Here is a 21,825-nt window from a genome sequence, read left to right as displayed (position 1 = left end):
CGTTCACACCCGATCAATGATTTTTTCGCCGAAGAGGCCCTGCGGCCGCACCAGCAGGAACACCAGCGCCAGCACATAAGCAAACCAGATCTCGATGCCGCCACCAAGCATGGGGCCGAGATAAATTTCAGACAGCTTCTCGCCCACGCCGATCAACAGGCCGCCGATGATGGCGCCCGGAATCGATGTGAGTCCGCCGAGGATCACCACCGGCAACGCCTTCAGCGCCACCAGCGAGAGCGAGAACTGCACGCCGAGCTTGGAGCCCCAGATGATCCCGGCCACCAGTGCCGAGAAGCCGGCCACCGACCACACGATCACCCAGATGCGCTTGAGCGGAATGCCGATCGACTGCGCAGCCTGGTGATCGTCGGCCACCGCGCGCAGGGCGCGGCCCGTGGCCGTCTTCTGAAAGAAGATTGCCAGCACCACCACGAGCCCTGCCGCCACCAGTGCGGCGATCAGGTCTTCCTGGCTCAGCAGCAGCCCGCCCTGGAAGGTGCCTTCGAGCACCATCAGCGGCTCCTTGGGCATGCCCACGTCGATCTTGTAGATGTCGTTGCCGAAGATCGTCTGGCCCACGCCGTCGAGGAAGTAGGCGATGCCCAGCGTGGCCATCAGCAGCGTGATGCCTTCCTGGTTCACGAGCTTGCTGAGCGCGAGCCGCTCGATCAGCCAGGCCACCACGACCATCACCGCCATGGCCGCGACGAAGGCCAGGATGTTCGCGAGGATCTGGTTCTCGAAGCCGAACCACTGCGGGAACCACTCCGAGAAGCGCGCCATGGCCAGCGCCGCGAACAGCACCATCGCGCCTTGTGCAAAGTTGAAGACGCCCGAGGCCTTGTAGATCAGCACGAAGCCGATGGCGATCAGCGAATAGAGCATGCCGACCATGAGGCCGCCGAAGAGGGTTTCGAGGAAAAAGCCCATGGTCAGTTTCTTTCTTGACTTTCTCCCTCCCCCGCTGGGGGAGGGTTGGGGTGGGGACACGCGGCGTCCGATGAGGCGCTGCCTTTTTGCGAAGGCCGCTGTGCCCCCATCCCAGCCTTCCCCCAGAGGGGGAAGGAGCAATACTTCAGCGCGAGGTTTCGCATGGCTTCAGTGCTCCACGCCGAGATACGCCCGAATAACGTCCTCGTTATTGCGCACTTCATCCGGCGTCCCGTCGCCGATCTTCTTGCCGTAGTCCAGCACTACCACGCGGTCGGAGATGTCCATCACCACGCCCATGTCGTGCTCGATCAGCACGATGGTTGCGCCGAACTCGTCGTTCACGTCGAGGATGAAGCGGCTCATGTCCTGCTTCTCTTCCACGTTCATGCCCGCCATCGGCTCGTCCAACAGCAGCACCTGCGGCTCCATCGCGAGCGCGCGGCCGAGGTCGACGCGCTTCTGCAGGCCGTAGGGCAGGCGGCCCACCGGCGTCTTGCGGTGTGCCTGAATCTCGAGGAAGTCGATGATGTGCTCGACGAACTCGCGGTGCCGCAGCTCCTCGCGTTCGGCCGGGCCCCAGCGCAGCGCCTGTGCGAACAGGCCGCTCTTCATCTTGAGGTTGCGCCCCGTCATGATGTTGTCGAGCACGCTCATGCCCTTGAACAGCGCCAGGTTCTGGAAGGTGCGCGCCACGCCCATCTCGGCCACCTGGCGCGAGTTCATGTGCTTGAAGGTCTGGCCGCGGAAGGTGATGGAGCCCTGCTGCGGCCAGTACACGCCGTTGATGCAGTTCAGCATCGAGCTCTTGCCCGCGCCGTTCGGCCCGATGATGGCCCGCACCTCGTGCTCGCGCACGTTGAAGCTGATGTCGGTCAGCGCCTTCACGCCGCCGAAGCTCAAACTGATGTTCTGGACGTCGAGGATGACGTCGCCAATCTTTCGGTTGCTCATGCAGCGGCCTTCACGATGGGGAAGGTCTTGGCTTCGTTGATCTTCAGCGTGGCGCTGACAACCCCCGTGCGCCCGTCCTCGAACTTGACCTGCGTCTCGATGAACTGCTCGGTCTTGCCGCCGTAGAGCGCACTGACCAGCACCGCGTATTTCTCGGCGATGAAGCCGCGGCGCACCTTGCGCGTGCGGGTCAGTTCGTCGTCGTCGGGATCGAGTTCCTTGTGCAGCACGAGGAAGCGCGCGATCTGCGTCTCGCCCATGCCGTCTTCGCTCGCAAGGTCGGCATTCACCTTGGCGATGCAGTCGGCCACCAGCGCCAGCACCTCGGGCTTGCCGGCCAGGTCGACGTAGCCGCCGTACGCCAGCCCGCGGCGCTCGGCCCAGTTGCCGACGGCCTCGTAGTCGATGTTGACGGCCGCGCACACTTCGTCGCGCCCGTTGCCGAAGCACACGGCTTCCTTGATCTGCGGAAAGAACTTGAGCTTGTTCTCGATGTAGTTGGGCGCGAACATCGCGCCGCCCACGAGCCGGCCCACGTCCTTCGCGCGGTCGATGATGCGCAGGTGGCCTTCGCTGTCGAGCACGCCCGCGTCGCCGGTGTGGAAGTAGCCGTTGGCATCGAGCACCTCGGCCGTGGCGTCGGGGCGCTTGTAGTACTCCTTGAGCACCGACACGCCGCGCACCAGCACCTCGCCGTCGTCGGCGATCTTCAGTTCGATGCCGGGCGCGGCCGTGCCCACGGTCTGCAGCTTGACCTTGCCGTCCTGCTGCAGGCACACGTAAGCGCAGGTCTCGGTCTGGCCGTAGAACTGCTTGAGGTTCACGCCGATGGAGCGGTAGAAGCGGAACAGGTCGGGCCCGATGGCGGCACCGGCCGTGTAGGCCACGCGGATGCGGCTCATGCCCAGCACGTTGCGCAACGGTCCGTAGATCAGCAGGTTGCCCAGGCTGTACATGAACCGGTCGCCGGTGCCCACGGGCGCGCCGTTGAGGATGTCCGCGCCCACGCGCTGCGCCAGCGCCATGAACTTCGCATACAGCCAGCGCTTGGGCGCGGCCGCGTCTTCCATGCGGATCGACACGGCAGTGAGCAAGCCTTCGAAGGTGCGCGGCGGGCCGAAGTAGTAGCTCGGGCCGATCTCGCGCATGTCGTTCATCACCGTCTCGGCCGACTCGGGGCAGTTGAGCGTGAAGCCGCCCACCAGCCACTGCGCCACCGAGAACAGGTGGTCGCCGACCCACGCCATCGGCAGGTAGCTCATGATGTTGTCGCCGGGACCGAGCTTGTCGGTCTCCACGCCGCCGCGGCCTGCCGCGATGAAGCTCGCATGCGTCTGGCACACGCCCTTGGGGCGGCCGGTGGTGCCGGAGGTGTAGAGGATCACGCCCACGTCGGTGGCTTCGCCGCCGGCCACGGCGCGGTCGTAGTAGCCCAGGTTGGCCTTGTCGAACTCGCGGCCCAGCGCGCGCAGCTGCTCGTAGCTCATCAGCCCCGGCTGGTCGTAGTGGCGCAGGCCCTTGGGGTCGTCGTAGATGATGTGGCGAATGCCGTGCCGTTGGTCTTTTTGCAACTCGCGGCACTCGAGCAGCTTGTCGACCTGCTCCTGGTCTTCGACGACCACGAACTCCACGGCCGCGTCCTGCAGCATGAAGACCATTTCGCTCGCCACCGCGTCCTGGTACAGCGGCACCGGCACGCCGCGCAGGCTTTGCGCGGCGATCACCGCCATGTACAGGTGCGGCCGGTTGGCGCCGACGATGGCGAGGTTGTCGAAGGCCTTGAAGCCGAGGCTCGCGAGACCACAGGCCATTTCGCGCACTTCCTGCGCCACGGCGTTCCAGGTCCAGGTTTGCCAGATGCCGAGGTCCTTCTCGCGCACGGCGGGCGCCTCGGGTTGGGCCTCGGCATGCGCGAGCAGCAGACGGGGGAAGGTGGGGGCGGTTGTTTGCACAGTGGGCGGATCGTAGGTCTCACTTTGACGCCCGGTTGTCATTCCAACGACAATCCTAGGGACACTACTCCCCGGAGTTTCCCGATGCCTCGCGGTGACCTCAACCACAACAACCTGCTCGGCGGTTCGATCAAGGATCGCGCGCGTCCCGCCAACGCCGCCGAGCTCGACGGCATTCCGTGGCTGCCCACGCTCACGCCCACCGAACGCCGCCGCGCCGAGACCACGCTGGTGGTCGGCGAGGCCGAGCCCGGCGACCTGGTGTGCCGTGTCGGGCGCTCGCCCACCTACTGGTTCGGCGTGCTCGAGGGCCTGCTCAAGATGAGCAACGACAACGCCGATGGCGGCTCGGTCACCTACACCGGCGTGCCGCCCGGCGGCTGGTTCGGCGAAGGCACGGTGATGAAGCGCGAGCCCTATCGCTACAACATCCAGGCGCTGCGGCGCAGCCTGGTGGCGGGGCTGCCGATCGAGAGCTTCCACTGGCTGCTCGACCACTCCATCGGCTTCAACCGCTTCGTGATGAACCAGCTCAACGAGCGGCTCGGCCAGTTCATCGCGGCGCTGGAGATCGACCGCCTCAACAACCCCGACGCGCGCGTGGCGCGCAACCTCGTTTCGCTGTTCAACCCGGTGCTGTACCCGGGCGTGGGCGAAGTCCTGCGCATCACGCAGCAGGAGCTCGCGTACCTCGTCGGCCTGTCGCGCCAGCGCGTTAACGAGGCGCTCAACGGCCTGTCGGCGCAGGGGTTGATCCGCGTGGAGTACGGTGGCCTGCGCGTGCTCGACCTGCCGGGGCTGCGCGCGACCGCGATGTCGAACAAGAAGAACCTGCCAACGCCAACGGAAACCCCATGACCCTGACCGACAAGCTCCAGATCGTGCCCGCGAACGCGGAGGCCGGCTTCGTTCCACCGCCCGAGGCGCCGAAGGCCAAGCCCGCAGAAGCCGGCCCGACGCTGGAAGAAGCCATTGCGCGCAACGAGCAGTTGGCCGAGAAGATCGACGCGCTCAACGCGGTGCTGGCCAAGCCGCTCAACGAGATCCTGGCCGACCGCGAGAAAGCCGACGAAGCCGCGCTTGCATGGGACCGCTTCGGCGCGATGTGGATGCTCTCGCAGCGCGCCATGCGGCGCGTGGCGCTCGACCTCGCTGCGCAGCTCGGCGTGAGCGAGGAAGACGTCGTCGCGCGTGCGATGGCCAACGCCAACGCGGTGCTCAATGGCGCGGACGAAGTCGACCTCGGCGGCAGCGTCGCGCCCGCGCAGCTGCAGCACATCGCCCGCCACCGCAACTTCCTGCGCAAGCAGTTCAGAACCGGTTGAGCGCGCCACGTGCCCATCCGATTGCGCTTACCCTTCCTGCCTTCGCTCCAGAAAGACTTTTTCCGATGACCGCTTCCCATCTCACCCTCATCACCGGCGCCTCCCGCGGCCTGGGCCGTGCCATGGCCGAACAGCTGCTGCAAGCCGGCCACGTGGTGCTCGGCATTTCGCGCAAGCAGGACGCACAACTGGCCGAGGCCGCCAAGGTTGCCGGCGCCGAACTCGTGCAATGGGAGCAGGACCTGTCCGACCCGGTCGCCGCGGCAGCCCGCGTGTCGGCTTGGCTCAAGACCATTGACCCGCAACGCTTCGACAGCGTCACGCTCATCAACAACGCCGGCACCGTCGGCAACCCCGCGCCGCTGTCCAGCGCCGTCGAAGCCGAGCTGTCGCTGGCCCTGCGCATCGGCCTCGAAGCGCCGATGCTGCTGACGGCCGCTTTCCTGGGCGCGACGCGCGAATGGCGTGGTGCACGCAAGGTGCTGAACATCTCGTCGGGCCTGGGCCGCAACGCCATGGGCAGCCAGGCGCCCTACTGCGCGTCCAAGGCCGGCATGGACCATTTCTCGCGCGCCGTGGCGCTGGAGGAAGCGAATGCGCCGAACGGCGCGCGCATCGTCTCGCTGGCGCCTGGCATCATCGACACCGACATGCAGGTGCAGCTGCGCGGCGCATCGGCCGAGAAGTTTCCGGACCGCACGCGCTTCGAGAAGATGAAGAACGACGGCATGCTCGACAGCCCCGCCACGGCGGCCGCCAAGGTGCTGAAGTACCTGGCCCGAGCGGACTTCGGTACGAACCCCGTGGCCGACGTGCGCGACCCGGCCTGAAACTGCAGGACGCACACACCATGGCCACCGCCAAGTCGATCGACACCAACGACTACAAGCTCTTCCCGTCGCCGAGGAACGTGCACCGCATCGTCTTCGAACACCAGGTCTTCGTGCCGTACCCGTACGCGCTGATCGTGATGGACGAGTTCTACTTCAAGGGCCGCTACAGCCTGTTCTCGGCCTGCAGGATGAGCGACGGGAAGATGGGGCAGGTGGCGACGTTCGAGGACGCGGCGGACGTGGAGATCTTCAATAAGAAGTTCACGCCGGACTGAGCCCGTATTTCTCCCTCCCCTTCCGGGGGAGGGCAGGGGTGGGGGCAGGCGGCGCATCCATTGCTCATGGCTTTTTCAATGCCGTGAGCCCCCATCCCAACCTTCCCCCAAAGGGGGAAGGGGCAAGAAGGGCTATTCGATCGTCGCGCCCGAAGCCTGCACGATGTCCTTCCACTTCTCGTAGTCGGTCTTCAGCAGCGCCTCGAACTGTTCGGGCGTCATGCTTTGCGGCTCGGCGCCCTGCGCGACGATGGCGGCTTTCATCTCGGGCGTGGCCAGCAGCTTGTTCACTTCTGCATTCAGCGTGGCGATCACGTCCTTCGGCGTCCTGGCCGGCACGAAGAGACCGTACCAAGTGGACACGTCGAAGCCCTTGTAGCCGAGCTCGGCCACGGTGGGCGTGTCGGGCAGCGAGGTGCTGCGCTTGGCGGAGGTCACGGCCAGCGGACGCAGCTTGCCGGCCTTGATCTGCGCCAACGCCGAGGGCACCGACGACACCATCAGGTCGACGTTGCCTGCGAGCACGTCCATCATGGCCGCGTTGGAGCCCTTGTAGGGCACGTGGCGCATCTTGATCTGGGCTGCGCCGTTGAAGATCTCGCCGGCCAGGTGGATGGTGGTGCCGTTGCCGGGCGAGCCATAGGTGACGGTGTCGGGCGCGGCGCGCGCGGCCTTCACCACGTCGTCGAGCGTCTTGAACTTCGAGTTGGCCTGCGTGACGATCACCACCGGCGTGTAGGCCACGTGGGCCACGGCGGTCAGGTCCTTCACCGGGTTGTAGCTCAGGTTCTTGTAGAGCCAGGGCGCGACGACCATGTTGTCCTTCTGGCCCATCACGATGTCGTAGCCCGTGGGCGCGGCGCGCGCGGCTTCGGCAATGCCGATGGTGCCGCCGGCACCTGCGCGGTTGTCGGGCACCACGGTCCAGTGGTTCGTCTCGGTGAGCTTCTGCGCGACCAGGCGCGCCAGGATGTCGGTGCCGCCGCCGGGAGGGAAGGGCACGATCATGCGCACGGGCTTGGCGGGGTAGGACTGTGCATGTGCGGTGGCCGTGAAGGCCAACGGGAATGCCAGCGCAATGGCCAGCGTGCCGAGGTGTCTGCGAATCATGGGTTGTCTCTTTGTCGAGGTCGTTTCGGGGTTGCAGTCGTTGTCGTCGTGACTGCACCGAGGTGCAGTGTGCCGGACGCCGATCAAGAAGGAATTCTTCATTCGCGATGGGGCTCGTATCGGCCTGCGGTGGGCTATTTTCCGATGCCTTGACAGGGCCTCGCCCGATGCGAATACTGCACCGCATGGTTGAGTATTTTTGGCTCGCCTGGCGTGCCTCGGCAGGTCGCCGGGCTTCGAAGGAGACTCGCATGCTCGGAAACATCGACGCGGTGGCCAATCTCGCGGTCAAGGACCTCGCCGTGGCCCGCCGTTTCTACGAAGACACGCTGGGCCTGTCGCAGGTCGATGCGGAAGGCGACGAGGTCATCGTCTACCGCAGCGGCAACACGCGCATCAACGTGTATCGCTCGCAGTTCGCGGGCACCAACCAGGCCACGGCCGTGACCTGGCAGGTCGGCGACGACATCGGCCGCATCGCCGCCGCGCTCAAGGACCGGGGCGTGCGCTTCGAGCACTACGACATGCCCGGCACGACGCTCGAGGGCGACCTCCACGTCATGGGCGGCATGAAGGTCGCGTGGTTCAAGGACCCGGACGGGAACATCCTGAACCTCATCAACGGCTGAACTTTCAGCCGAAGTTCTTCGCCGCGAAGTCCCAGTTCGCCAGCTTGGCCAGGAAGGTCTCGACGAACTTCGGGCGCAGGTTGCGGTAGTCGATGTAGTAGGCGTGCTCCCACACGTCCACCGTCAGCACCGGGGTGTCGCCGGTGGTCAGCGGCGTGCCCGCGGCGCCCATGTTCACGATGTCCAGCGAGCCGTCGGCCTTCTTCACGAGCCACGTCCAGCCCGAGCCGAAGTTGCCCACGGCCGATTTCACGAAGGCTTCCTTGAAGGCGTCGTAGCTGCCCCACTTGGCGTCGATGGCCTTGGCCAGGGCGCCGGTCGGAGCGCCGCCGCCCTGGGGCTTCATGCAGTTCCAGAAGAAGGTGTGGTTCCAGATCTGCGCGGCGTTGTTGTAGATGCCGCCGCTGGACTTCTTGACGATCTCCTCGAGCGTCATCGATTCGAATTCGGTGCCCTTTTGCAGGTTGTTGAGGTTCACCACGTAGGCGTTGTGGTGCTTGCCGTAGTGGTATTCGAGGGTTTCCTTCGAGTACTCGGGCGCCAGTGCGTCGAGGGCGTAGGGCAGGGGTGGGAGCTTGTGTTCCATCGTGGTTTCCTTGTGGCTGTTGAAAAAAAGGTTCAGGCATTCGCCTTGGGTTCGACGCGGTAGGCGCATCTTCTGGCGCCTGCCAGCACATGTTCGACGCGGCTGACGGCCACGTCCGGCCCCAGCACTTCGTTGAACAACTGCAGTTCACTGCGGCAGAAGCCCGTGCAGGCCCGCGCCGCAGTGCAGATGGGACAGTGGTTCTCGATGAACAGAAAGCCGTCGCCCGGGCCCTGTTCGTCGGGCCGGAACTCGGCCATGTAGCCTTCGCGGTTGCGAATTTCGGCCAGCCGCGCCAGCCGCGACTCGAGGCTGCGCGCGCCGCGCATGGCCTCGGCGTAGTTGGCGCGCATGGCCGCTTCGCGCGCCGCGATGAGCTGGTCCATGCCCTTCTCGCCGAACACGCTGATGACGGCGCTGATCATCTGCACCGTCATCTCGGCATGCGTATCGGGAAAGCGCCTGTGGCCCTCGCCCGTGAGCCGCCAGATCTGCGTGGGCCGGCCGCGGCCGCTGGAGCGGCTCTCGGCGTCGACCCATCCCTCGGCCTGCAGCTTGGCCATCTGCTGGCGCACCGCCTCCACCGTGACGTTCAGGACCTTGGCGATGTCGGGAATGCCGAGCGCACCGCGCGTCTTGAGCGTGGAGAGGATGCGGTCTGCCGGCTGGTGCGGCATTGGCGCGGGCCCGGCGACTGAGGCTGGCATGAGATTAATCAAAGTGGTCATTTTGATTATTAAGTGACGCGACGCCGCTGTCGAGGCTTGGCGCAAATGACCCCAAGCCACGCAGGGCAGTGTGCTTTTACGCTTTCTTTATGCGCCGCCGCTGACTCTGTTCCCCGTTTTTACGCACTGCTGCCGAGACTGAAGGCCTTGTGTTTCGCTCCAGGAGCAGTTGAATGGATATCGTCTGGATGGGCGCCTTGCTGGCGCTGTGGGCCGTGGTGGGGGCCATGGTGGTCGGGCTGGACAGGCTCGACGCGCCGAAGCCATCGAACAAGACCGACGGAGCGTCATCGTGATCAGCCTCGAAGTTCTCTATGGCTTCGGCGCGTTGATCGCCGTGGTTCTCTTCGCCTACCTCGTGTTCGCGCTGATCTGCGCGGAGGAATTCTGAAATGACTTCTTCCGCCTGGGGCCTGCTGGCCCTCTACCTGGCCGTGCTTGGCGTTCTCGCCTGGCCGGTCGGCAAGTTCCTTGCCGCGCTGTGCAACGAGCGCGTGCCGCGCTGGATGCAGCGCGTCGAGGCGCCTTTCTACAAGCTCGCCGGCACGAAGCCCGAGCAGTCGATGCACTGGCTGCGCTATGCCTTCGCGCTGCTGGCCTTCAATGCCATTGGCGCGATTTTTGTCTACGCGCTGCAGCGCCTGCAGGCATGGCTGCCGCTCAACCCCGCCGGCATGGGGGCCGTGTCGCCCGACTCGGCCTTCAACACCGCGGTGAGCTTCGTCTCCAACACCAACTGGCAGGGCTATGCGGGCGAGTCGACCATGAGCTATCTCACGCAGATGCTCGGGCTCACGGTGCAGAACTTCTTCTCCGCCGCCACCGGCATCGCGGTGGCCTTCGCGCTGGTGCGCGGCTTCGCACGCCGCGGCGACGGCAAGGGGCTGGTGGGCAACTTCTGGGCCGACATCACGCGCATCACGCTGTGGGTGCTGGTGCCGATCTCGTTCGTGCTCGCGGTGGTCTTCGTCGGCCAGGGCGTGATCCAGAACTTCGACGGCTACAAGGAAGCGAGCACGCTGGAGACCACCGCCTTCCAGCAGCCGAAGAACGGCGCCGACGGCCAGCCGCTGAAGGATGACAAGGGCCAGCCGGTGATGGAAGACGCCACCACCAAGACGCAGACGCTCGCCATGGGCCCGGTCGCTTCGCAGGAAGCGATCAAGATGCTGGGCACCAATGGCGGCGGCTTCTTCAACGCCAACTCGGCGCACCCGTACGAGAACCCGACGGCACTGGTGAACCTGCTGCAGATGATCGCGATCTTCCTGATCCCGGCTGCGCTGTGCTTCACCTTCGGCCACGTGGTGGGCGACATGCGCCAGGGCTGGGCCGTGCTCGCGGCAATGACGGTGATGTTCGTCGTCGCCGTCATCGTCATCACGCCCGCCGAGCAGGCCGGCAACCCGCTGCTGACCTCGCTTGGCGTCGACCAGATGCATGACGCGCTGCAGGCCGGCGGCAACATGGAAGGCAAGGAAGTGCGCTTCGGCATCGACGCCTCCTCGCTCTTCTCGGCCATCACTACGGCCGCCTCCTGCGGCGCGGTCAACGGCATGCACGACTCGCTCACCCCGCTGGGCGGCATGGTGCCGCTGGTGCTGATGCAGCTCGGCGAGGTGGTCTTCGGCGGGGTGGGCTCGGGCCTGTACGGCATGCTGATCTTCGCGATGCTCGCGGTGTTCATCGCCGGCCTCATGATCGGCCGCACGCCCGAGTACCTCGGCAAGAAGATCGAGGTGCGCGAGATGAAGCTGATCTCCATTGCCATCCTGGTCACGCCGATCCTGGTGCTGGCCGGCACGGCGGTGGCGGTGATCGCGGGCGCGGGCAAGGCCGGCATCGCGAACCCCGGCGCGCATGGTTTCTCCGAAATCCTGTACGCGCTGAGCTCGGCCGCCAACAACAACGGCAGCGCCTTCGCGGGCCTGTCGGCCAACACGCCCTTCTACAACGGCCTGCTCGCCCTCGCCATGTGGCTCGGCCGCTTCGCGATGATCGTGCCGGTGCTCGCCGTGGCCGGCGCGCTCGCGGCCAAGAAGCGCCTGCCCGTCACCAGCGGCACGCTGCCCACGCACGGCCCGCTGTTCGTTTCGCTGCTGATCGGCACCGTGCTGCTGGTCGGCCTGCTCAACTACGTGCCGGCATTGGCTCTAGGTCCGATCGTCGAACACCTCGTGCTCTGGAAATAAGAAGGAGCGCACCATGACTGCCAATACCAAAACCTCTCTTTCGCTGTTCGATGCGGCGTTGGTCAAGCCCGCCTTGTGGGGCGCCTTCGCCAAGCTCAACCCGCGCACCCAGTGGCGCAACCCGGTGATGTTCATCGTCTACATCGGGAGCATCCTGACCACGCTGCTCTGGCTGCATGCGCTGAGCTTCCCGGGCGACACCGGCATGAAGCCCGCCTTCGTGCTGGCCGTGACCATCTGGCTGTGGTTCACCGTGCTGTTTGCCAACTTCGCCGAAGCATTGGCCGAAGGCCGCAGCAAGGCGCAGGCCGCTTCGCTGCGCGGGCTGCGCAAGGACACCTGGGCCAAGAAGCTGCATGAGCCTCACCATGGCGCGCAGTGGCTGCCTGAACAGGCACCGAATCTGCGCAAGGGCGATGTCGTGCTGGTCGAAGCGGGCGATGTGATCCCGCTCGACGGCGAGGTGATCGAAGGCGTGGCCTCGGTCGACGAGAGCGCCATCACCGGCGAGTCGGCACCGGTGGTGCGCGAATCGGGCGGCGACTTCTCGGCCGTGACCGGCGGCACGCGCGTGCTGTCCGACTGGCTGATCGTGCGCGTGTCGGTGAACCCGGGCGAGTCGTTCCTCGACCGCATGATCGGCATGGTCGAGGCCGCCAAGCGCCAGAAGACGCCCAACGAGATCGCGCTGACCATCCTGCTGGTGGCGCTCACCCTCGTGTTCCTGATGGTGACGGTCACGCTGCTGCCGTTCTCGGTATTCAGCGTGGAGGCCGCCGGTGCGGGCACCGTGGTGTCGCTCACCGCGCTGGTCGCCCTGCTGGTGTGCCTGATCCCGACCACCATCGGCGGCCTGCTGTCGGCCGTGGGCGTGGCCGGCATGAGCCGCATGATGCAGGCCAACGTGATCGCCACCTCGGGCCGCGCGGTGGAAGCCGCGGGCGACGTCGACGTGCTGCTGCTCGACAAGACCGGCACCATCACGCACGGCAACCGCCAGGCCACTTCGTTCCTGCCGGCGCCGGGCATTCCGAAGGCACGCCTCGCGCGCGCCGCGATGTTCGCCTCGCTCGCCGACGAAACGCCCGAAGGCCGCAGCATCGTCGAGCTGGCCCGCCGCGACGGGCTGGACGCCACCGCAGTCGAAGGCACGCACTTCGTTCCCTTCACCGCGCAGACCCGCATGAGCGGGGTGGATCTGCCGGCCGCTGCGAACAGTCTGGACACCGAAGCCACCCTGCTGCGCAAGGGCGCGGTCGATGCGGTGCGCCGCCACGTCGAAGCGCTCGGCGGCAGCATGGCGCCCGAGGTGCTGCGCGCGGCCGAGGAAGCGGCGCGCCGCGGCAGCACGCCGCTGGCGGTGGCGGAGGGCAACCGCGTGCTCGGCGTGATCGAACTCAAGGACATCGTCAAGACCGGCATCAAGGAGCGCTTCGCGGAGCTGCGCCGCATGGGCATCAAGACCGTGATGATCACGGGCGACAACAAGCTCACGGCCGCGGCCATCGCCGCCGAAGCGGGCGTCGACGACTTCCTGGCCGAAGCCACGCCCGAGGACAAGCTCGCGCTCATCCGCCAGTACCAGTCCGAAGGCCGCCTCGTGGCCATGACCGGCGACGGCACCAACGACGCCCCCGCGCTCGCGCAGGCCGACGTGGCCGTGGCCATGGGCAGCGGCACGCAGGCCGCCAAGGAGGCCGGCAACATGGTCGACCTGGACTCCAACCCGACCAAGCTGCTGGAAGTGGTGGAGACCGGCAAGGCGCTGCTGATGACGCGCGGCTCGCTCACCACCTTCTCGATCGCGAACGACGTGGCGAAGTACTTCGCGATCATCCCGGCGATCTTCATCTCGACCTATCCGCAACTGGGCGCGCTCAACGTGATGCGGCTCACGAGCCCGTCGTCGGCGATCCTGAGCGCGGTGATCTTCAACGCGCTGGTCATCGTGTTCCTGATTCCGCTGGCGCTCAAGGGCGTGCGCTACCGGCCCGTGGGCGCCGCCGCGCTGCTGCGCCGCAACCTCGCCATCTACGGCCTGGGCGGGCTGCTCGTGCCCTTCATCGGCATCAAGCTGATCGACTGGCTGCTTGTCGCCGTCCATCTCGTCTGAGGAGTATTCCGTCATGAACAACAACATCGTCAATGGCAACGGCAATGGCAGCGAGGGCGGCATCGTCCGCCCCGCGCTCGTGCTCTTCGTGCTGCTGAGCGCGCTCACCGGCCTGATCTACCCGATGGCCGTCACCGGCGTCGCGAAGACGGCGTTCCCCGCGCAGGCGGACGGCAGCCTCATCGTGATCGACGGCAAGACGGTGGGCTCGAAGCTCATCGGCCAGAACTTCAGCGATCCGAAGCACTTCTGGGGCCGCCCCTCGGCCACTGCACCGCAGCCCTACAACGCGAGCGCCTCGGGCGGCTCGAACCAGGGTCCGCTCAACCCCGCGCTGACCGATGCGGTGAAGGCGCGCGTGGAAGCGCTGCGCGCGGCCGATCCGGACAACACCGCGCCGGTGCCCGTCGACCTGGTCACGGCCTCGGCCAGCGGGCTCGACCCCGACATCAGCCCCGCCGCCGCTCAGTACCAGGCGGCGCGGGTGGCGCGCGTGCGCGGCATACCGCTCGCGCAGATCCAGTTGCTGATCGACAAGAACACGCAGAAGCCCTTGTTGGGCCTTCTGGGCGAATCGCGCGTCAACGTGCTGGCGCTGAACATCGCGCTCGATGCCGCTTCGGGTTCCTTCAGTCCTTCGGCTCCGCGTTGAGGAGAAACCGACCATGGCCTATGCCGCCTATCGAGCACCTCGCGCGCTGCGGCCTGCACCATGGTCACTGACCTGTTGATGGCGCTGCTGGCCATGGCGGCGCTGTTCGTGCCGCTGGGCTTTGCCTGGTGGGTGCTGTCGCGCACCGCGCGGCGCCACCAGCGCTCGCGCCGCAAGGACGGCCCGATGCGCTAACCTGTGCCGCCGATGAACGAAGTGCTCCGTCCCGATCCCGACGCGCTGCTCGCGCAGCTGCGCAGCGACGAGGCGCGCGCCCAGCGCGGCAAGCTGCGCATCTATTTCGGCGCCAGCGCGGGCGTCGGCAAGACATGGGCCATGCTCAGCGCCGCCCAGCGCGAGCGTGCCGCCGGTCGCGACGTGCTGATCGGCGTGGTCGAGACCCATGGCCGCAGCGAGACCGCCGCGCTGCTCTCGGGGCTGGAGGCGCTGCCGCTGCGCGAGCTGGACTACCGCGGGCGCACGCTCGCCGAGTTCGACCTCGACGCCGCGCTCGCGCGCAAGCCCGCCGTGCTGCTGGTCGACGAACTGGCTCACACCAATGCCTCCGGCTCGCGCCACGCCAAGCGCTGGCAGGACGTGCAGGAGCTGCTGGCCGCCGGCATCGAGGTGTGGTCGGCGCTCAACGTGCAGCATCTCGAAAGCCTCAACGGTACGGTTGGCGCCATCACCGGCGTGCGCGTGCACGAGACCGTGCCCGACACCGTGCTCGACGAGGCCGACGAGGTGGTGCTGGTCGATGTCACGCCCGACGAACTCACCGCGCGGCTGTCGGCCGGCAAGGTCTACCTGCCCCAGCAGGCCGAACGCGCCGCGCAGAACTTCTTCCGCAAGGGCAACCTGATCGCCCTGCGCGAGATCGCGCTGCGGCGCACCGCCGAGCACGTGGAAGACGACGTGCGCGGCTGGCGCGTGGAGCAGTCGGGCCCAGGCGGCGGGGGCGGGAACGGCAAGGGCCCCGGCCTGCAGGCCTGGAACACATCGGGCGCGATCCTCGCGTGCGTCGGCCCGCACGAGGGCGCGGCGCAGACCGTGCGCACCGCCGCGAGGCTCGCGGGACAGCTCAGCGTGCGCTGGCATGCGGTGTACGTCGAGACGCCGCGGCTGCAGCGGCTGGCCGCGGCGGAGCGCGACCGCATCCTCGCGGTGCTCAAGCTCGCGGAAGAACTGGGCGCGGCCACGGCCGTGCTCACCGGCTCCGACGTGGCCGAGCAGCTCGCCGAGCAGGCAAGGCGGCTCAACTGCGCCACGCTGGTGCTCGGGCGCTCGCAGCCCGAGGCCGGCTGGCGGCGCTGGTGGCCCGCGAGGGCGGTGCCGCTCGCGCGCTCGCTGGCGCAGCGCGCGCCGGCGCTCGACATCATGGAAGTGGCGCCCGCCGAAAGCTCGCGCCGCCTGTCGCGCGCGCCGCTGCAGGGCGCGAGCATCGACAGCGACGACCACGAGAAGGCGCCCATCCACTGGCCCGGCTATGCATGGGCGGCAGCCACCAGCATCGCGCTCACGCTGGCGTGCACGCCGCTGGTCGGCGTGCTGGAGCTGTCGAACATCGTCATGGTGTTCCTGCTCGGCGTGGTGGGCGTGGCGATGCGTTTCGGGCGCGGGCCCTCGGCACTGGCCGCCCTGCTCAACGTCGCGGCCTTCGACTATTTCTTCGTGCCGCCGCGCATGTCGTTCGCGGTGAGCGACGTTCAGTACGTGCTGACCTTCGCGATCATGCTCGGCGTCGGCCTGCTGGTGGGGCAGCTCACCGCGGGGCTGCGCTTCGCGGCGGGCGTGTCGACCAGCCGCGAGCGGCGCGCGCGTTCGCTGTTCGAGCTCACACGCGAACTGTCGGCCGCGCTCGAAGCCTCGCAGGTGGTCATGCTCGGCACCGCTGCCGTGCGCGGGCACTTCGGCGGCGATGCGCTGGTGCTCGTGACCGACGCGGCCGACCAGCTCGTGATGCCCACCGACGCGCCCGAGGGTTTCGATCCGCAGGTGGCCGACTGGGCCTTCCGCCACGGCCAGAGCGCCGGCCTCGCCACCGCCACGCTCGCGGCCCAGCCCTGGCACTACGTGCCGCTGCAGGCGCCGATGCGCGTGCGCGGCGTGCTCGCGCTCTCGCCCGCGCAGCCGCGCTGGCTGCTCATTCCCGAGCAGGCGCAGCAGCTCGACACGCTGGCACGGCAGATCGCGATCGCGCTGGAGCGCGTGCACTACGTCGAGGTGGCGCAGCAGGCCGTGGTCGAGATGGAATCGGAGCGGCTGCGCAACGCGCTGCTGGGCGCCATCTCGCACGATGTGCGCACGCCGCTCACCGCGCTCATCGCGCTGGCCGAGTCGCTGCAGACATTGCCGCCCGAGGAGCACGCCAATGCCGCGCGCGCCATCGTCGCGCAGGCGCACGAGCTGCATGCGCTGGTGAGCAACCTGCTCGACATGGCGCGGCTCGAAAGCGGCATCGCCGGCGGCGCGGTGAACCTGCGGCGCGACTGGCAGTCTGTGGAGGAGGTGGTGGGCTCGGCCATCCGCGCGGCGCGCACGTCGCTGGGCAGCACCGTGGTGCAGACCGCGCTCGACCCGGACCTGCCGCTGGTCGAGTTCGACGCGGTGCTCATCGAGCGCGTGCTGGTCAATCTGCTGGAGAACGCCACCAAGTACGGCGCGCCGCCCATCGTGGTCGGCGCGCGTGCCGAGCCCGGTGCTCTGGTGCTGACGGTGCGAGACCACGGCCCCGGCCTGCCGGCCGCGCTGTTGGGCCGCGAACAGAAGCTCTTCGACAAGTTCACGCGCGGCGAGGTCGAGTCGGCCACGCCCGGCGTGGCCTGGGCCTGGCGATCTGCAAGGCGGTGGTGAGCGCGCACGGCGGCGAGATCACGGCTGAAAATGCGCGCGACGGCGGTGCAGAATTCACCGTCACCCTGCCGCGCCGCGAGCCACCGGAACCCGCCGAAGCACAGCTCTGAACCCATGCCTTCTCCTACCGCCATCGTGATCGAAGACGAGCCGCAGATCCGCCGGTTCGTGCGCGGCGCGCTCGAGGCCGAGGGCTGGGTGGTGCACGAGGCCGGCTCCGTGCGCGACGGGCTCGCCGCGGCCGGCACGCGCCAGCCCGACCTGCTGGTGCTCGACCTCGGCCTGCCCGACGGCGACGGCGTCTCGCTGATCCGCGATGTGCGCGGCTGGTCGGCCGTGCCGATCATCGTGCTGTCGGCACGTACCGACGAAGCCGACAAGATAGCCGCCCTCGACGCCGGCGCCGACGACTACCTCACCAAGCCCTTCGGCACCGGCGAGCTGCTGGCCCGCGTGCGCGCCAACCTGCGCCGCCCACGCACCGCCAGCACCGAGGAAGCAACGCCCGAGGCGCTGTTCCGCTTCGGCGAGATCGAACTCGACCGCGCCGCGCGCCTCGTGCGCCGCGCGGGTGTCGAGGTGCACCTGACGCCGACCGAATACCGGCTGCTGTCGGTGCTGGTCGCGAACGCGGGGCGCGTGCTGACGCAGCGCCAGCTGCTGCGCGAGGTGTGGGGGCCGTCGTACGCCGACCAGAGCCACTACCTGCGGATCTACATGGGGCATCTGCGGCAGAAGCTCGAAGTCGATCCGGCGCAGCCTCGTCATTTGCTGACTGAAACTGCGGTGGGGTATCGGCTGGTTGTTTAGCTCTCGGGTGCGTGCGTTCAGGGCGCGTGCACAGGCCACCGGGTACTCCCCTCCGCGAATGTCCCCCGGCTTCGCCTCCTCCTTTATTTCGCTGCGGGGAGCACCCGATGCCCTGAGCACAGGGCACGGTGCTGATTCGCGGCCGATCAACCAGTGCTCTGAACGATCACGCCGATGGGGTGCCTTGCGCAGCGAAATAAAGGAGGAGGCCGCAGGCCGGGGGACATTCGCGGAGCAAGGTACCCCGTCGGCGTGAGCGCGCCAACGGCCCACGCGCAACGTTCAAGCAACAACATCCTTGTTCGGATTCAGCAAGAACTTCTCCCCCGTAGCCTGCTTCCCATAAACCCCGATCGCATCGAGCTGCAGTGCCTCGACCAGCGAAACCTCACGCGTGTACTTGCTCGCGAACGTAGTCTTCAGCTCCGCGACGACGCGCGCCTTCAAACGCTTGGTGCCTTCGTCGCCGAGCTTTCCGAGGAACGGGAACAGCAGCCACCCGCCCATGCCCCACGCCATGCCGAAGTTGCGCACGAACTCGGTCGGGCTGCGGTCGAGGCCGCCGTAGATGTACACCTGCTTGTGCGTGGTCGAACCGTAGCGGCTGTATTCCTTGGCCGTGCGGTTGATCGCGGCTTCCATGCAGCCGAGGATCTGCCCGGCGAGCTTGCCGCCACCGGTGGCGTCGAAGGCCAGTGTGGCGCCGGTTTCGACCAATGCCTGCGTCAGGTCTTCGAGGAAGGTGGGCGAGGTCGCGTTGCACACGTACTTCGCGCCCAGGCCGCGCAGCAGGTCTTCCTGCTCCTGCTTGCGCACGATGTTGACGAGCGCGATGCCGTCCTTCTGGCAGATCTTGTTGAGCATCTGGCCCAGGTTCGACGCGGCGGCCGTGTGCACCAGCGCCTTGTGGCCTTCCATGCGCATGGTCTCGACCATGCTCAGCGAGGTAAGCGGATTGACGAAGCACGACGCGCCTTCGGCCGGCGTGGTGCCTTCGGGCAGTTCCATGCACTGGGCAGCGGCGAGGCAGCGGTACTGCGAGTACATCGCGCCGCCGATGGCCGCCACGGTCTTGCCGAGCAGCGCCTGCGCAGCCGGCGACGAACCGGCCTTCACCACCACGCCCGCGCCTTCGTTGCCGACCGGCATCGATTCGCCGAGCCGCGCCGCCATGGCGGGAAGCGCACGCTCGGGCACCGTGGCGGTGACGACCGGGCGCTCGGCGGTGCCCGAGGCCTTGGCCGTGCTCATGTCGGCCGCACCGAACAGCAGGCCGAGGTCCGACGGGTTCAATGGCGACGCCTCGACGCGGATCACCACTTCGTGGGCCTGCGGTTCGGGGATCGGGTCGTCGTGCAGCGAGAGTTCGAGTTCGCCGTTGGCGCGGATGAGGGAGCGGATTTGCAGTGCCATGGGAGGCCCCTTTTCAGACGGTTCGCAGATGGCCTGTGGCCACGGGGCGGCCAGTATAGGAGCGCGGTGCGAAAGCTGCAGGCGCCTTCAGGACACCACGGGAACCACCGGCGCATGGGCCAGCGCGTGGCGCATCTTCACCGGGTCGAGCCGTTCGATGTAGCGCGGAATGTTGCGCCAGAGCGTGTGATAGCCGTAGCCGCCGCGCAGCATCTCGTGGCGCGCGCTGTCCTTGTCCCAGTCCTGCACCGCCATGCGGTAGACCGCCGCGATCACGCCGGTGCGGTCGGCGCCGTGCATGCAGTGAATGAGCACCGGGCCGTGCTTCCCGGCCTCGCGGATCGCCACCAGCGCGCGCAGCACCTTGGCGTCGTCGATGGACCAGGTGTTGATCGGCACGCGCACCAGCCGGATGCCGGTGCCCGCGAACACCTTCCTGTCGTCGTTGAAGGAGCGCAAGCTCACCACGGTGCGGATGCCCAGCGACTGCAGCGCCGCCATGTTGGCGCGCCGCGGCTGCGCGCTGCGGTAGAGCGTGGGCGTGATGCGGTGCAGGTTCTCGACCTGTAGTTCGTCCAGCGGGTCGGCCCAGTGGCCGGGGCGCGGGTCGGCGATGCCTTCTTCCGCTGTTGCTGCTGCTGTCTTGTGCTTCTTCGTCATTGCTTCTTCTTCTCGCGCCCCCAGTGCCGCGTCCCCAGGATCAGCGCCGCCACCGCGAGCCCGCCCCAGTAGTCGACCGGCGCGCCCCACACCCAGTGCTTGTGCCAGAACGCATCCACCGCATTGAAGCGCGCCCAGCCGAAGGCCGGGTTGATGATGAACCACAGGAAGTCTTCGCACACCCAGAACACGATGAGCCCCGCCACCGCCAACCCGACGTCGCGCCACGTCCAGCGCCCGTTGAAGGCCAGCGGCGAGAAGAACACCAGCGCCATGAAGGTGAACACCCAGGCGTGGTAGCCCGTCATCGCGCGGCCACCCCAGAAGAGGTCGAGCCAGATGCTGTTCTCGATGCGCCAAGTGGGCAGCGAGGTGGCCCAGCCCGCGCCGCCTTCGATCTGGATCTCGGCGTTGGCGAAGAAGAAGGCCATGACGACCACCCAGGCGAGATAGCCGAGCGTGCGGGCCACGCCCGTCTTTTCGGCGGCGCCGCTCACGCCGTCGTTCCCGCCGGCGCAGCCAGCACGTGCTGCAGCACCGCGCGCGCGGCCTGCGGTTTGCCCAGCGCCCGGCTGCGCGAGGCCATGTGCGCAAGCTTGGCGGGGTCGGCCATCAGCCGCGCCACCTTGTAGTCGAGGCCGATGGCGTCGTAGGCGAGCCAGGCCGCGCCTTCCTCCATCAGGAAGCCGGCGTTGTGTTCTTCCTGCCCGGGAATGGGCGAGATCAGCAGCATCGGCTTGCCGAGCGCCAGGCACTCGGACACCGTGAGGCCGCCGGGCTTGGTCACGACGAGGTCGGCCGCGGCCATCATCTTGTGCATCTCGTTGGTGAAGCCGATGGCCACCACGCGGCCCGGGTAGCGCCTGGCCAGCGCTTCGAGCTTGCCGTGCGCTTCCACGTTGCGGCCCGCCACGGCGATGACCTGGAAGTTGCCTTCACCGCCGAGGCCGAGCACGCGCTCCACCATGCTCGCCAGGTCGCCGACGCCTGCGCCGCCAGACGCCATCAGCAGTACGGGCCGCGAAGGATCGAGGCCGAGTTCCGCCACGCAGGCGTTGCGCGCGAGCGCCGGCACATCGGGTTCGGAAAACGCCGGCATCACCGGAATGCCGGTGACGTGGATGCGGTCTGCGGGAATGCCGCGCGCGCGCAGGCGGAACGCCACCTCTTCCGTGGCGGCCAGGTAGCCTGCCATGCCCGGCACCAGCCACATGTTGTGGAGGTCGTAGTCAGTGATCTGCAGCCACACCGGGTAGTCGATGCGGCCGCGGTTGCGCTCGCGCATCAGCAGCTCGGCCGGCAGGAAGTGCGTGCAGACCACGGCATCGGGCTTCTCGCGGCGAATCTCCTTCACGAGCGCGCCGGTGCTCAGCCGTTCGATGCCGCGGCGCAGGCGTTGCGAGGGCGCGTGGTGCGGCGTGCTGTCGGTGCGCTGGTGCAGGTACGACCACAGCTCGGGTGCGCGGTTCACGAGCTGGATGTACCAGTCGGTGTAGACCTTGCGGAAACCGCCGGCCACGTGGGCCATCGCGTCGATGTGGACCGCGGTGCAGGGCGGGGCGAGGGACTGTGCGGTGGCGGTAAGCGCCTGTGCTGCACGCACGTGGCCGTTGCCGGCGCTCACGCTGAGGATCAGGAGTTTGGTCATGAATTCCGGAAGTTGCGCGGATTATGGCGATGCCATGTGGCACTTGCTGCTTGCGGTTGGTGCAGAGGTCTTGGGATCTGGGGCGCGATCACGCCGACGGGGTACCTTGCTCCGCGAATGTCCCCCGCCTTCGGCTCCTCCTTTATTTCGCTGCGCAAG

At 67.6% G+C, this 21,825-nt stretch carries 22 protein-coding genes and 1 pseudogene; 13 read left to right on the top strand and 10 right to left on the bottom strand.

Translation table 11 applies throughout. The features are described 5' to 3' along the window. Positions 1 to 3: 3 nt before the first annotated feature. From ACEOAB_RS27910 to ACEOAB_RS27900, 3 genes are all read right to left on the bottom strand, one after another. The gene (locus ACEOAB_RS27910) at positions 4 to 933 is read right to left on the bottom strand and encodes a branched-chain amino acid ABC transporter permease (protein WP_007830559.1); all 930 of its coding nucleotides are present in this window, start codon (positions 931 to 933) and stop codon (positions 4 to 6) included. Positions 934 to 1,101: 168 nt separating this feature from the next. Continuing rightward, positions 1,102 to 1,887, bottom strand: coding sequence for an ABC transporter ATP-binding protein (locus ACEOAB_RS27905; RefSeq protein ID WP_056592756.1), 786 nt, complete (start codon positions 1,885 to 1,887; stop codon positions 1,102 to 1,104). Next, complete coding sequence (locus ACEOAB_RS27900; protein ID WP_413750021.1) at positions 1,884 to 3,881, bottom strand: AMP-dependent synthetase/ligase; 1,998 nt, start codon at positions 3,879 to 3,881, stop codon at positions 1,884 to 1,886. The genes ACEOAB_RS27905 and ACEOAB_RS27900 overlap by 4 nt, the downstream gene beginning before the upstream one ends. A gap of 42 nt (positions 3,882 to 3,923) precedes the next feature. Between ACEOAB_RS27900 and ACEOAB_RS27895 the strand changes: the two genes are divergently transcribed. The 4 genes from ACEOAB_RS27895 (at position 3,924) to ACEOAB_RS27880 (ending at position 6,272) form a co-directional block, all read left to right on the top strand. Continuing rightward, positions 3,924 to 4,697 (top strand): Crp/Fnr family transcriptional regulator, encoded by a 774-nt coding sequence (locus ACEOAB_RS27895; RefSeq protein ID WP_413750020.1) that lies wholly within the window; start codon positions 3,924 to 3,926, stop codon positions 4,695 to 4,697. Further along, entirely contained in the window at positions 4,694 to 5,164 is a 471-nt protein-coding gene (locus tag ACEOAB_RS27890; RefSeq protein ID WP_413750019.1) for a hypothetical protein, read from the top strand. Before ACEOAB_RS27895 ends, ACEOAB_RS27890 begins: the two co-directional genes overlap by 4 nt. A 65-nt stretch (positions 5,165 to 5,229) precedes the next feature. After that, positions 5,230 to 5,994 carry an SDR family NAD(P)-dependent oxidoreductase gene (locus ACEOAB_RS27885; protein ID WP_056592743.1) on the top strand — a complete coding sequence of 255 codons (765 nt, stop codon included), beginning with the start codon at positions 5,230 to 5,232 and terminating at the stop codon, positions 5,992 to 5,994. 20 nt (positions 5,995 to 6,014) lie between these two features. Then, positions 6,015 to 6,272: a hypothetical protein gene (locus tag ACEOAB_RS27880; RefSeq protein ID WP_056592740.1), complete on the top strand. Its 258-nt coding sequence runs from the start codon at positions 6,015 to 6,017 to the stop codon at positions 6,270 to 6,272. A gap of 132 nt (positions 6,273 to 6,404) precedes the next feature. Here the strand turns inward: ACEOAB_RS27880 and ACEOAB_RS27875 are convergent, their stop codons facing one another. After that, complete coding sequence (locus ACEOAB_RS27875; protein ID WP_413750018.1) at positions 6,405 to 7,382, bottom strand: Bug family tripartite tricarboxylate transporter substrate binding protein; 978 nt, start codon at positions 7,380 to 7,382, stop codon at positions 6,405 to 6,407. A 251-nt stretch (positions 7,383 to 7,633) separates the two neighbouring features. Between ACEOAB_RS27875 and ACEOAB_RS27870 the strand changes: the two genes are divergently transcribed. After that, on the top strand, positions 7,634 to 8,011 hold the full coding sequence (locus ACEOAB_RS27870; protein ID WP_056592734.1) for a VOC family protein: 378 nt from the start codon (positions 7,634 to 7,636) through the stop codon (positions 8,009 to 8,011). A 4-nt stretch (positions 8,012 to 8,015) separates the two neighbouring features. Here ACEOAB_RS27870 and ACEOAB_RS27865 read toward each other — a convergent pair whose 3' ends face one another. Both ACEOAB_RS27865 and ACEOAB_RS27860 read right to left on the bottom strand, forming a co-directional pair. After that, positions 8,016 to 8,597 carry a superoxide dismutase gene (locus ACEOAB_RS27865; protein WP_413750017.1) on the bottom strand — a complete coding sequence of 194 codons (582 nt, stop codon included), beginning with the start codon at positions 8,595 to 8,597 and terminating at the stop codon, positions 8,016 to 8,018. Positions 8,598 to 8,629: 32 nt separating this feature from the next. Further along, a complete protein-coding gene (locus ACEOAB_RS27860; protein WP_413750016.1) occupies positions 8,630 to 9,304 on the bottom strand; it encodes a helix-turn-helix transcriptional regulator in 675 nt (224 codons plus the stop codon). Between the two features lie 194 nt (positions 9,305 to 9,498). Between ACEOAB_RS27860 and ACEOAB_RS27855 the strand changes: the two genes are divergently transcribed. The 8 genes and pseudogenes from ACEOAB_RS27855 to kdpE all read left to right on the top strand — a co-directional run bounded on the left by ACEOAB_RS27855 (position 9,499) and on the right by kdpE (position 17,945). Beyond that, positions 9,499 to 9,621 (top strand): hypothetical protein, encoded by a 123-nt coding sequence (locus ACEOAB_RS27855; protein WP_268810467.1) that lies wholly within the window; start codon positions 9,499 to 9,501, stop codon positions 9,619 to 9,621. Next, complete coding sequence (kdpF, locus tag ACEOAB_RS27850; RefSeq protein ID WP_019657711.1) at positions 9,618 to 9,716, top strand: K(+)-transporting ATPase subunit F; 99 nt, start codon at positions 9,618 to 9,620, stop codon at positions 9,714 to 9,716. Before ACEOAB_RS27855 ends, kdpF begins: the two co-directional genes overlap by 4 nt. A 1-nt stretch (position 9,717) precedes the next feature. Next, positions 9,718 to 11,517, top strand: a complete 1,800-nt coding sequence (gene kdpA, locus ACEOAB_RS27845) for a potassium-transporting ATPase subunit KdpA (protein ID WP_413750015.1) — start codon at positions 9,718 to 9,720, stop codon at positions 11,515 to 11,517. Positions 11,518 to 11,530: 13 nt separating this feature from the next. Then, complete coding sequence (kdpB, locus tag ACEOAB_RS27840; RefSeq protein WP_495653260.1) at positions 11,531 to 13,630, top strand: potassium-transporting ATPase subunit KdpB; 2,100 nt, start codon at positions 11,531 to 11,533, stop codon at positions 13,628 to 13,630. A gap of 13 nt (positions 13,631 to 13,643) precedes the next feature. Further along, a complete protein-coding gene (gene kdpC / locus ACEOAB_RS27835; protein WP_413751277.1) occupies positions 13,644 to 14,282 on the top strand; it encodes a potassium-transporting ATPase subunit KdpC in 639 nt (212 codons plus the stop codon). A gap of 60 nt (positions 14,283 to 14,342) precedes the next feature. Then, positions 14,343 to 14,477, top strand: a complete 135-nt coding sequence (locus ACEOAB_RS27830; RefSeq protein WP_019657716.1) for a hypothetical protein — start codon at positions 14,343 to 14,345, stop codon at positions 14,475 to 14,477. A 12-nt stretch (positions 14,478 to 14,489) separates the two neighbouring features. Continuing rightward, positions 14,490 to 17,245: pseudogene (locus ACEOAB_RS27825) on the top strand (DUF4118 domain-containing protein). A gap of 4 nt (positions 17,246 to 17,249) precedes the next feature. Beyond that, a complete protein-coding gene (gene kdpE / locus ACEOAB_RS27820; protein ID WP_495653259.1) occupies positions 17,250 to 17,945 on the top strand; it encodes a two-component system response regulator KdpE in 696 nt (231 codons plus the stop codon). Positions 17,946 to 18,227: 282 nt separating this feature from the next. On the opposite strand, the gene ACEOAB_RS27815 is transcribed toward kdpE, so the two are convergent. The 4 genes from ACEOAB_RS27815 to ACEOAB_RS27800 all read right to left on the bottom strand — a co-directional run bounded on the left by ACEOAB_RS27815 (position 18,228) and on the right by ACEOAB_RS27800 (position 21,666). Then, on the bottom strand, positions 18,228 to 19,358 hold the full coding sequence (locus ACEOAB_RS27815; RefSeq protein WP_056597886.1) for a zinc-binding dehydrogenase: 1,131 nt from the start codon (positions 19,356 to 19,358) through the stop codon (positions 18,228 to 18,230). Positions 19,359 to 19,445: 87 nt separating this feature from the next. After that, the gene (locus ACEOAB_RS27810; protein WP_056516599.1) at positions 19,446 to 20,018 is read right to left on the bottom strand and encodes a dual specificity protein phosphatase family protein; all 573 of its coding nucleotides are present in this window, start codon (positions 20,016 to 20,018) and stop codon (positions 19,446 to 19,448) included. Further along, entirely contained in the window at positions 20,015 to 20,515 is a 501-nt protein-coding gene (locus ACEOAB_RS27805) for a hypothetical protein (protein WP_056597884.1), read from the bottom strand. Before ACEOAB_RS27805 ends, ACEOAB_RS27810 begins: the two co-directional genes overlap by 4 nt. Continuing rightward, positions 20,512 to 21,666 carry an MGDG synthase family glycosyltransferase gene (locus tag ACEOAB_RS27800; protein ID WP_413750254.1) on the bottom strand — a complete coding sequence of 385 codons (1,155 nt, stop codon included), beginning with the start codon at positions 21,664 to 21,666 and terminating at the stop codon, positions 20,512 to 20,514. The genes ACEOAB_RS27805 and ACEOAB_RS27800 overlap by 4 nt, the downstream gene beginning before the upstream one ends. Positions 21,667 to 21,825: the final 159 nt, after the last annotated feature.

This window comes from Variovorax sp. Varisp53, assembly GCF_059491555.1.
This window is presented reverse-complemented; position numbering and strand designations above follow the sequence as displayed.

Coding starts and splice junctions, on each gene's coding strand:
- ACEOAB_RS27910 (WP_007830559.1), bottom strand. CDS start 933: ATGGGCTTTTTCCTCGAAACCCTCTTCGGCGGCCTCATGGTCGGCATG.
- ACEOAB_RS27905 (WP_056592756.1), bottom strand. CDS start 1,887: ATGAGCAACCGAAAGATTGGCGACGTCATCCTCGACGTCCAGAACATC.
- ACEOAB_RS27900 (WP_413750021.1), bottom strand. CDS start 3,881: ATGACAACCGGGCGTCAAAGTGAGACCTACGATCCGCCCACTGTGCAA.
- ACEOAB_RS27895 (WP_413750020.1), top strand. CDS start 3,924: ATGCCTCGCGGTGACCTCAACCACAACAACCTGCTCGGCGGTTCGATC.
- ACEOAB_RS27890 (WP_413750019.1), top strand. CDS start 4,694: ATGACCCTGACCGACAAGCTCCAGATCGTGCCCGCGAACGCGGAGGCC.
- ACEOAB_RS27885 (WP_056592743.1), top strand. CDS start 5,230: ATGACCGCTTCCCATCTCACCCTCATCACCGGCGCCTCCCGCGGCCTG.
- ACEOAB_RS27880 (WP_056592740.1), top strand. CDS start 6,015: ATGGCCACCGCCAAGTCGATCGACACCAACGACTACAAGCTCTTCCCG.
- ACEOAB_RS27875 (WP_413750018.1), bottom strand. CDS start 7,382: ATGATTCGCAGACACCTCGGCACGCTGGCCATTGCGCTGGCATTCCCG.
- ACEOAB_RS27870 (WP_056592734.1), top strand. CDS start 7,634: ATGCTCGGAAACATCGACGCGGTGGCCAATCTCGCGGTCAAGGACCTC.
- ACEOAB_RS27865 (WP_413750017.1), bottom strand. CDS start 8,597: ATGGAACACAAGCTCCCACCCCTGCCCTACGCCCTCGACGCACTGGCG.
- ACEOAB_RS27860 (WP_413750016.1), bottom strand. CDS start 9,304: ATGCCAGCCTCAGTCGCCGGGCCCGCGCCAATGCCGCACCAGCCGGCA.
- ACEOAB_RS27855 (WP_268810467.1), top strand. CDS start 9,499: ATGGATATCGTCTGGATGGGCGCCTTGCTGGCGCTGTGGGCCGTGGTG.
- kdpA (WP_413750015.1), top strand. CDS start 9,718: ATGACTTCTTCCGCCTGGGGCCTGCTGGCCCTCTACCTGGCCGTGCTT.
- kdpB (WP_495653260.1), top strand. CDS start 11,531: ATGACTGCCAATACCAAAACCTCTCTTTCGCTGTTCGATGCGGCGTTG.
- kdpC (WP_413751277.1), top strand. CDS start 13,644: ATGAACAACAACATCGTCAATGGCAACGGCAATGGCAGCGAGGGCGGC.
- ACEOAB_RS27830 (WP_019657716.1), top strand. CDS start 14,343: ATGGTCACTGACCTGTTGATGGCGCTGCTGGCCATGGCGGCGCTGTTC.
- kdpE (WP_495653259.1), top strand. CDS start 17,250: ATGCCTTCTCCTACCGCCATCGTGATCGAAGACGAGCCGCAGATCCGC.
- ACEOAB_RS27815 (WP_056597886.1), bottom strand. CDS start 19,358: ATGGCACTGCAAATCCGCTCCCTCATCCGCGCCAACGGCGAACTCGAA.
- ACEOAB_RS27810 (WP_056516599.1), bottom strand. CDS start 20,018: ATGACGAAGAAGCACAAGACAGCAGCAGCAACAGCGGAAGAAGGCATC.
- ACEOAB_RS27800 (WP_413750254.1), bottom strand. CDS start 21,666: ATGACCAAACTCCTGATCCTCAGCGTGAGCGCCGGCAACGGCCACGTG.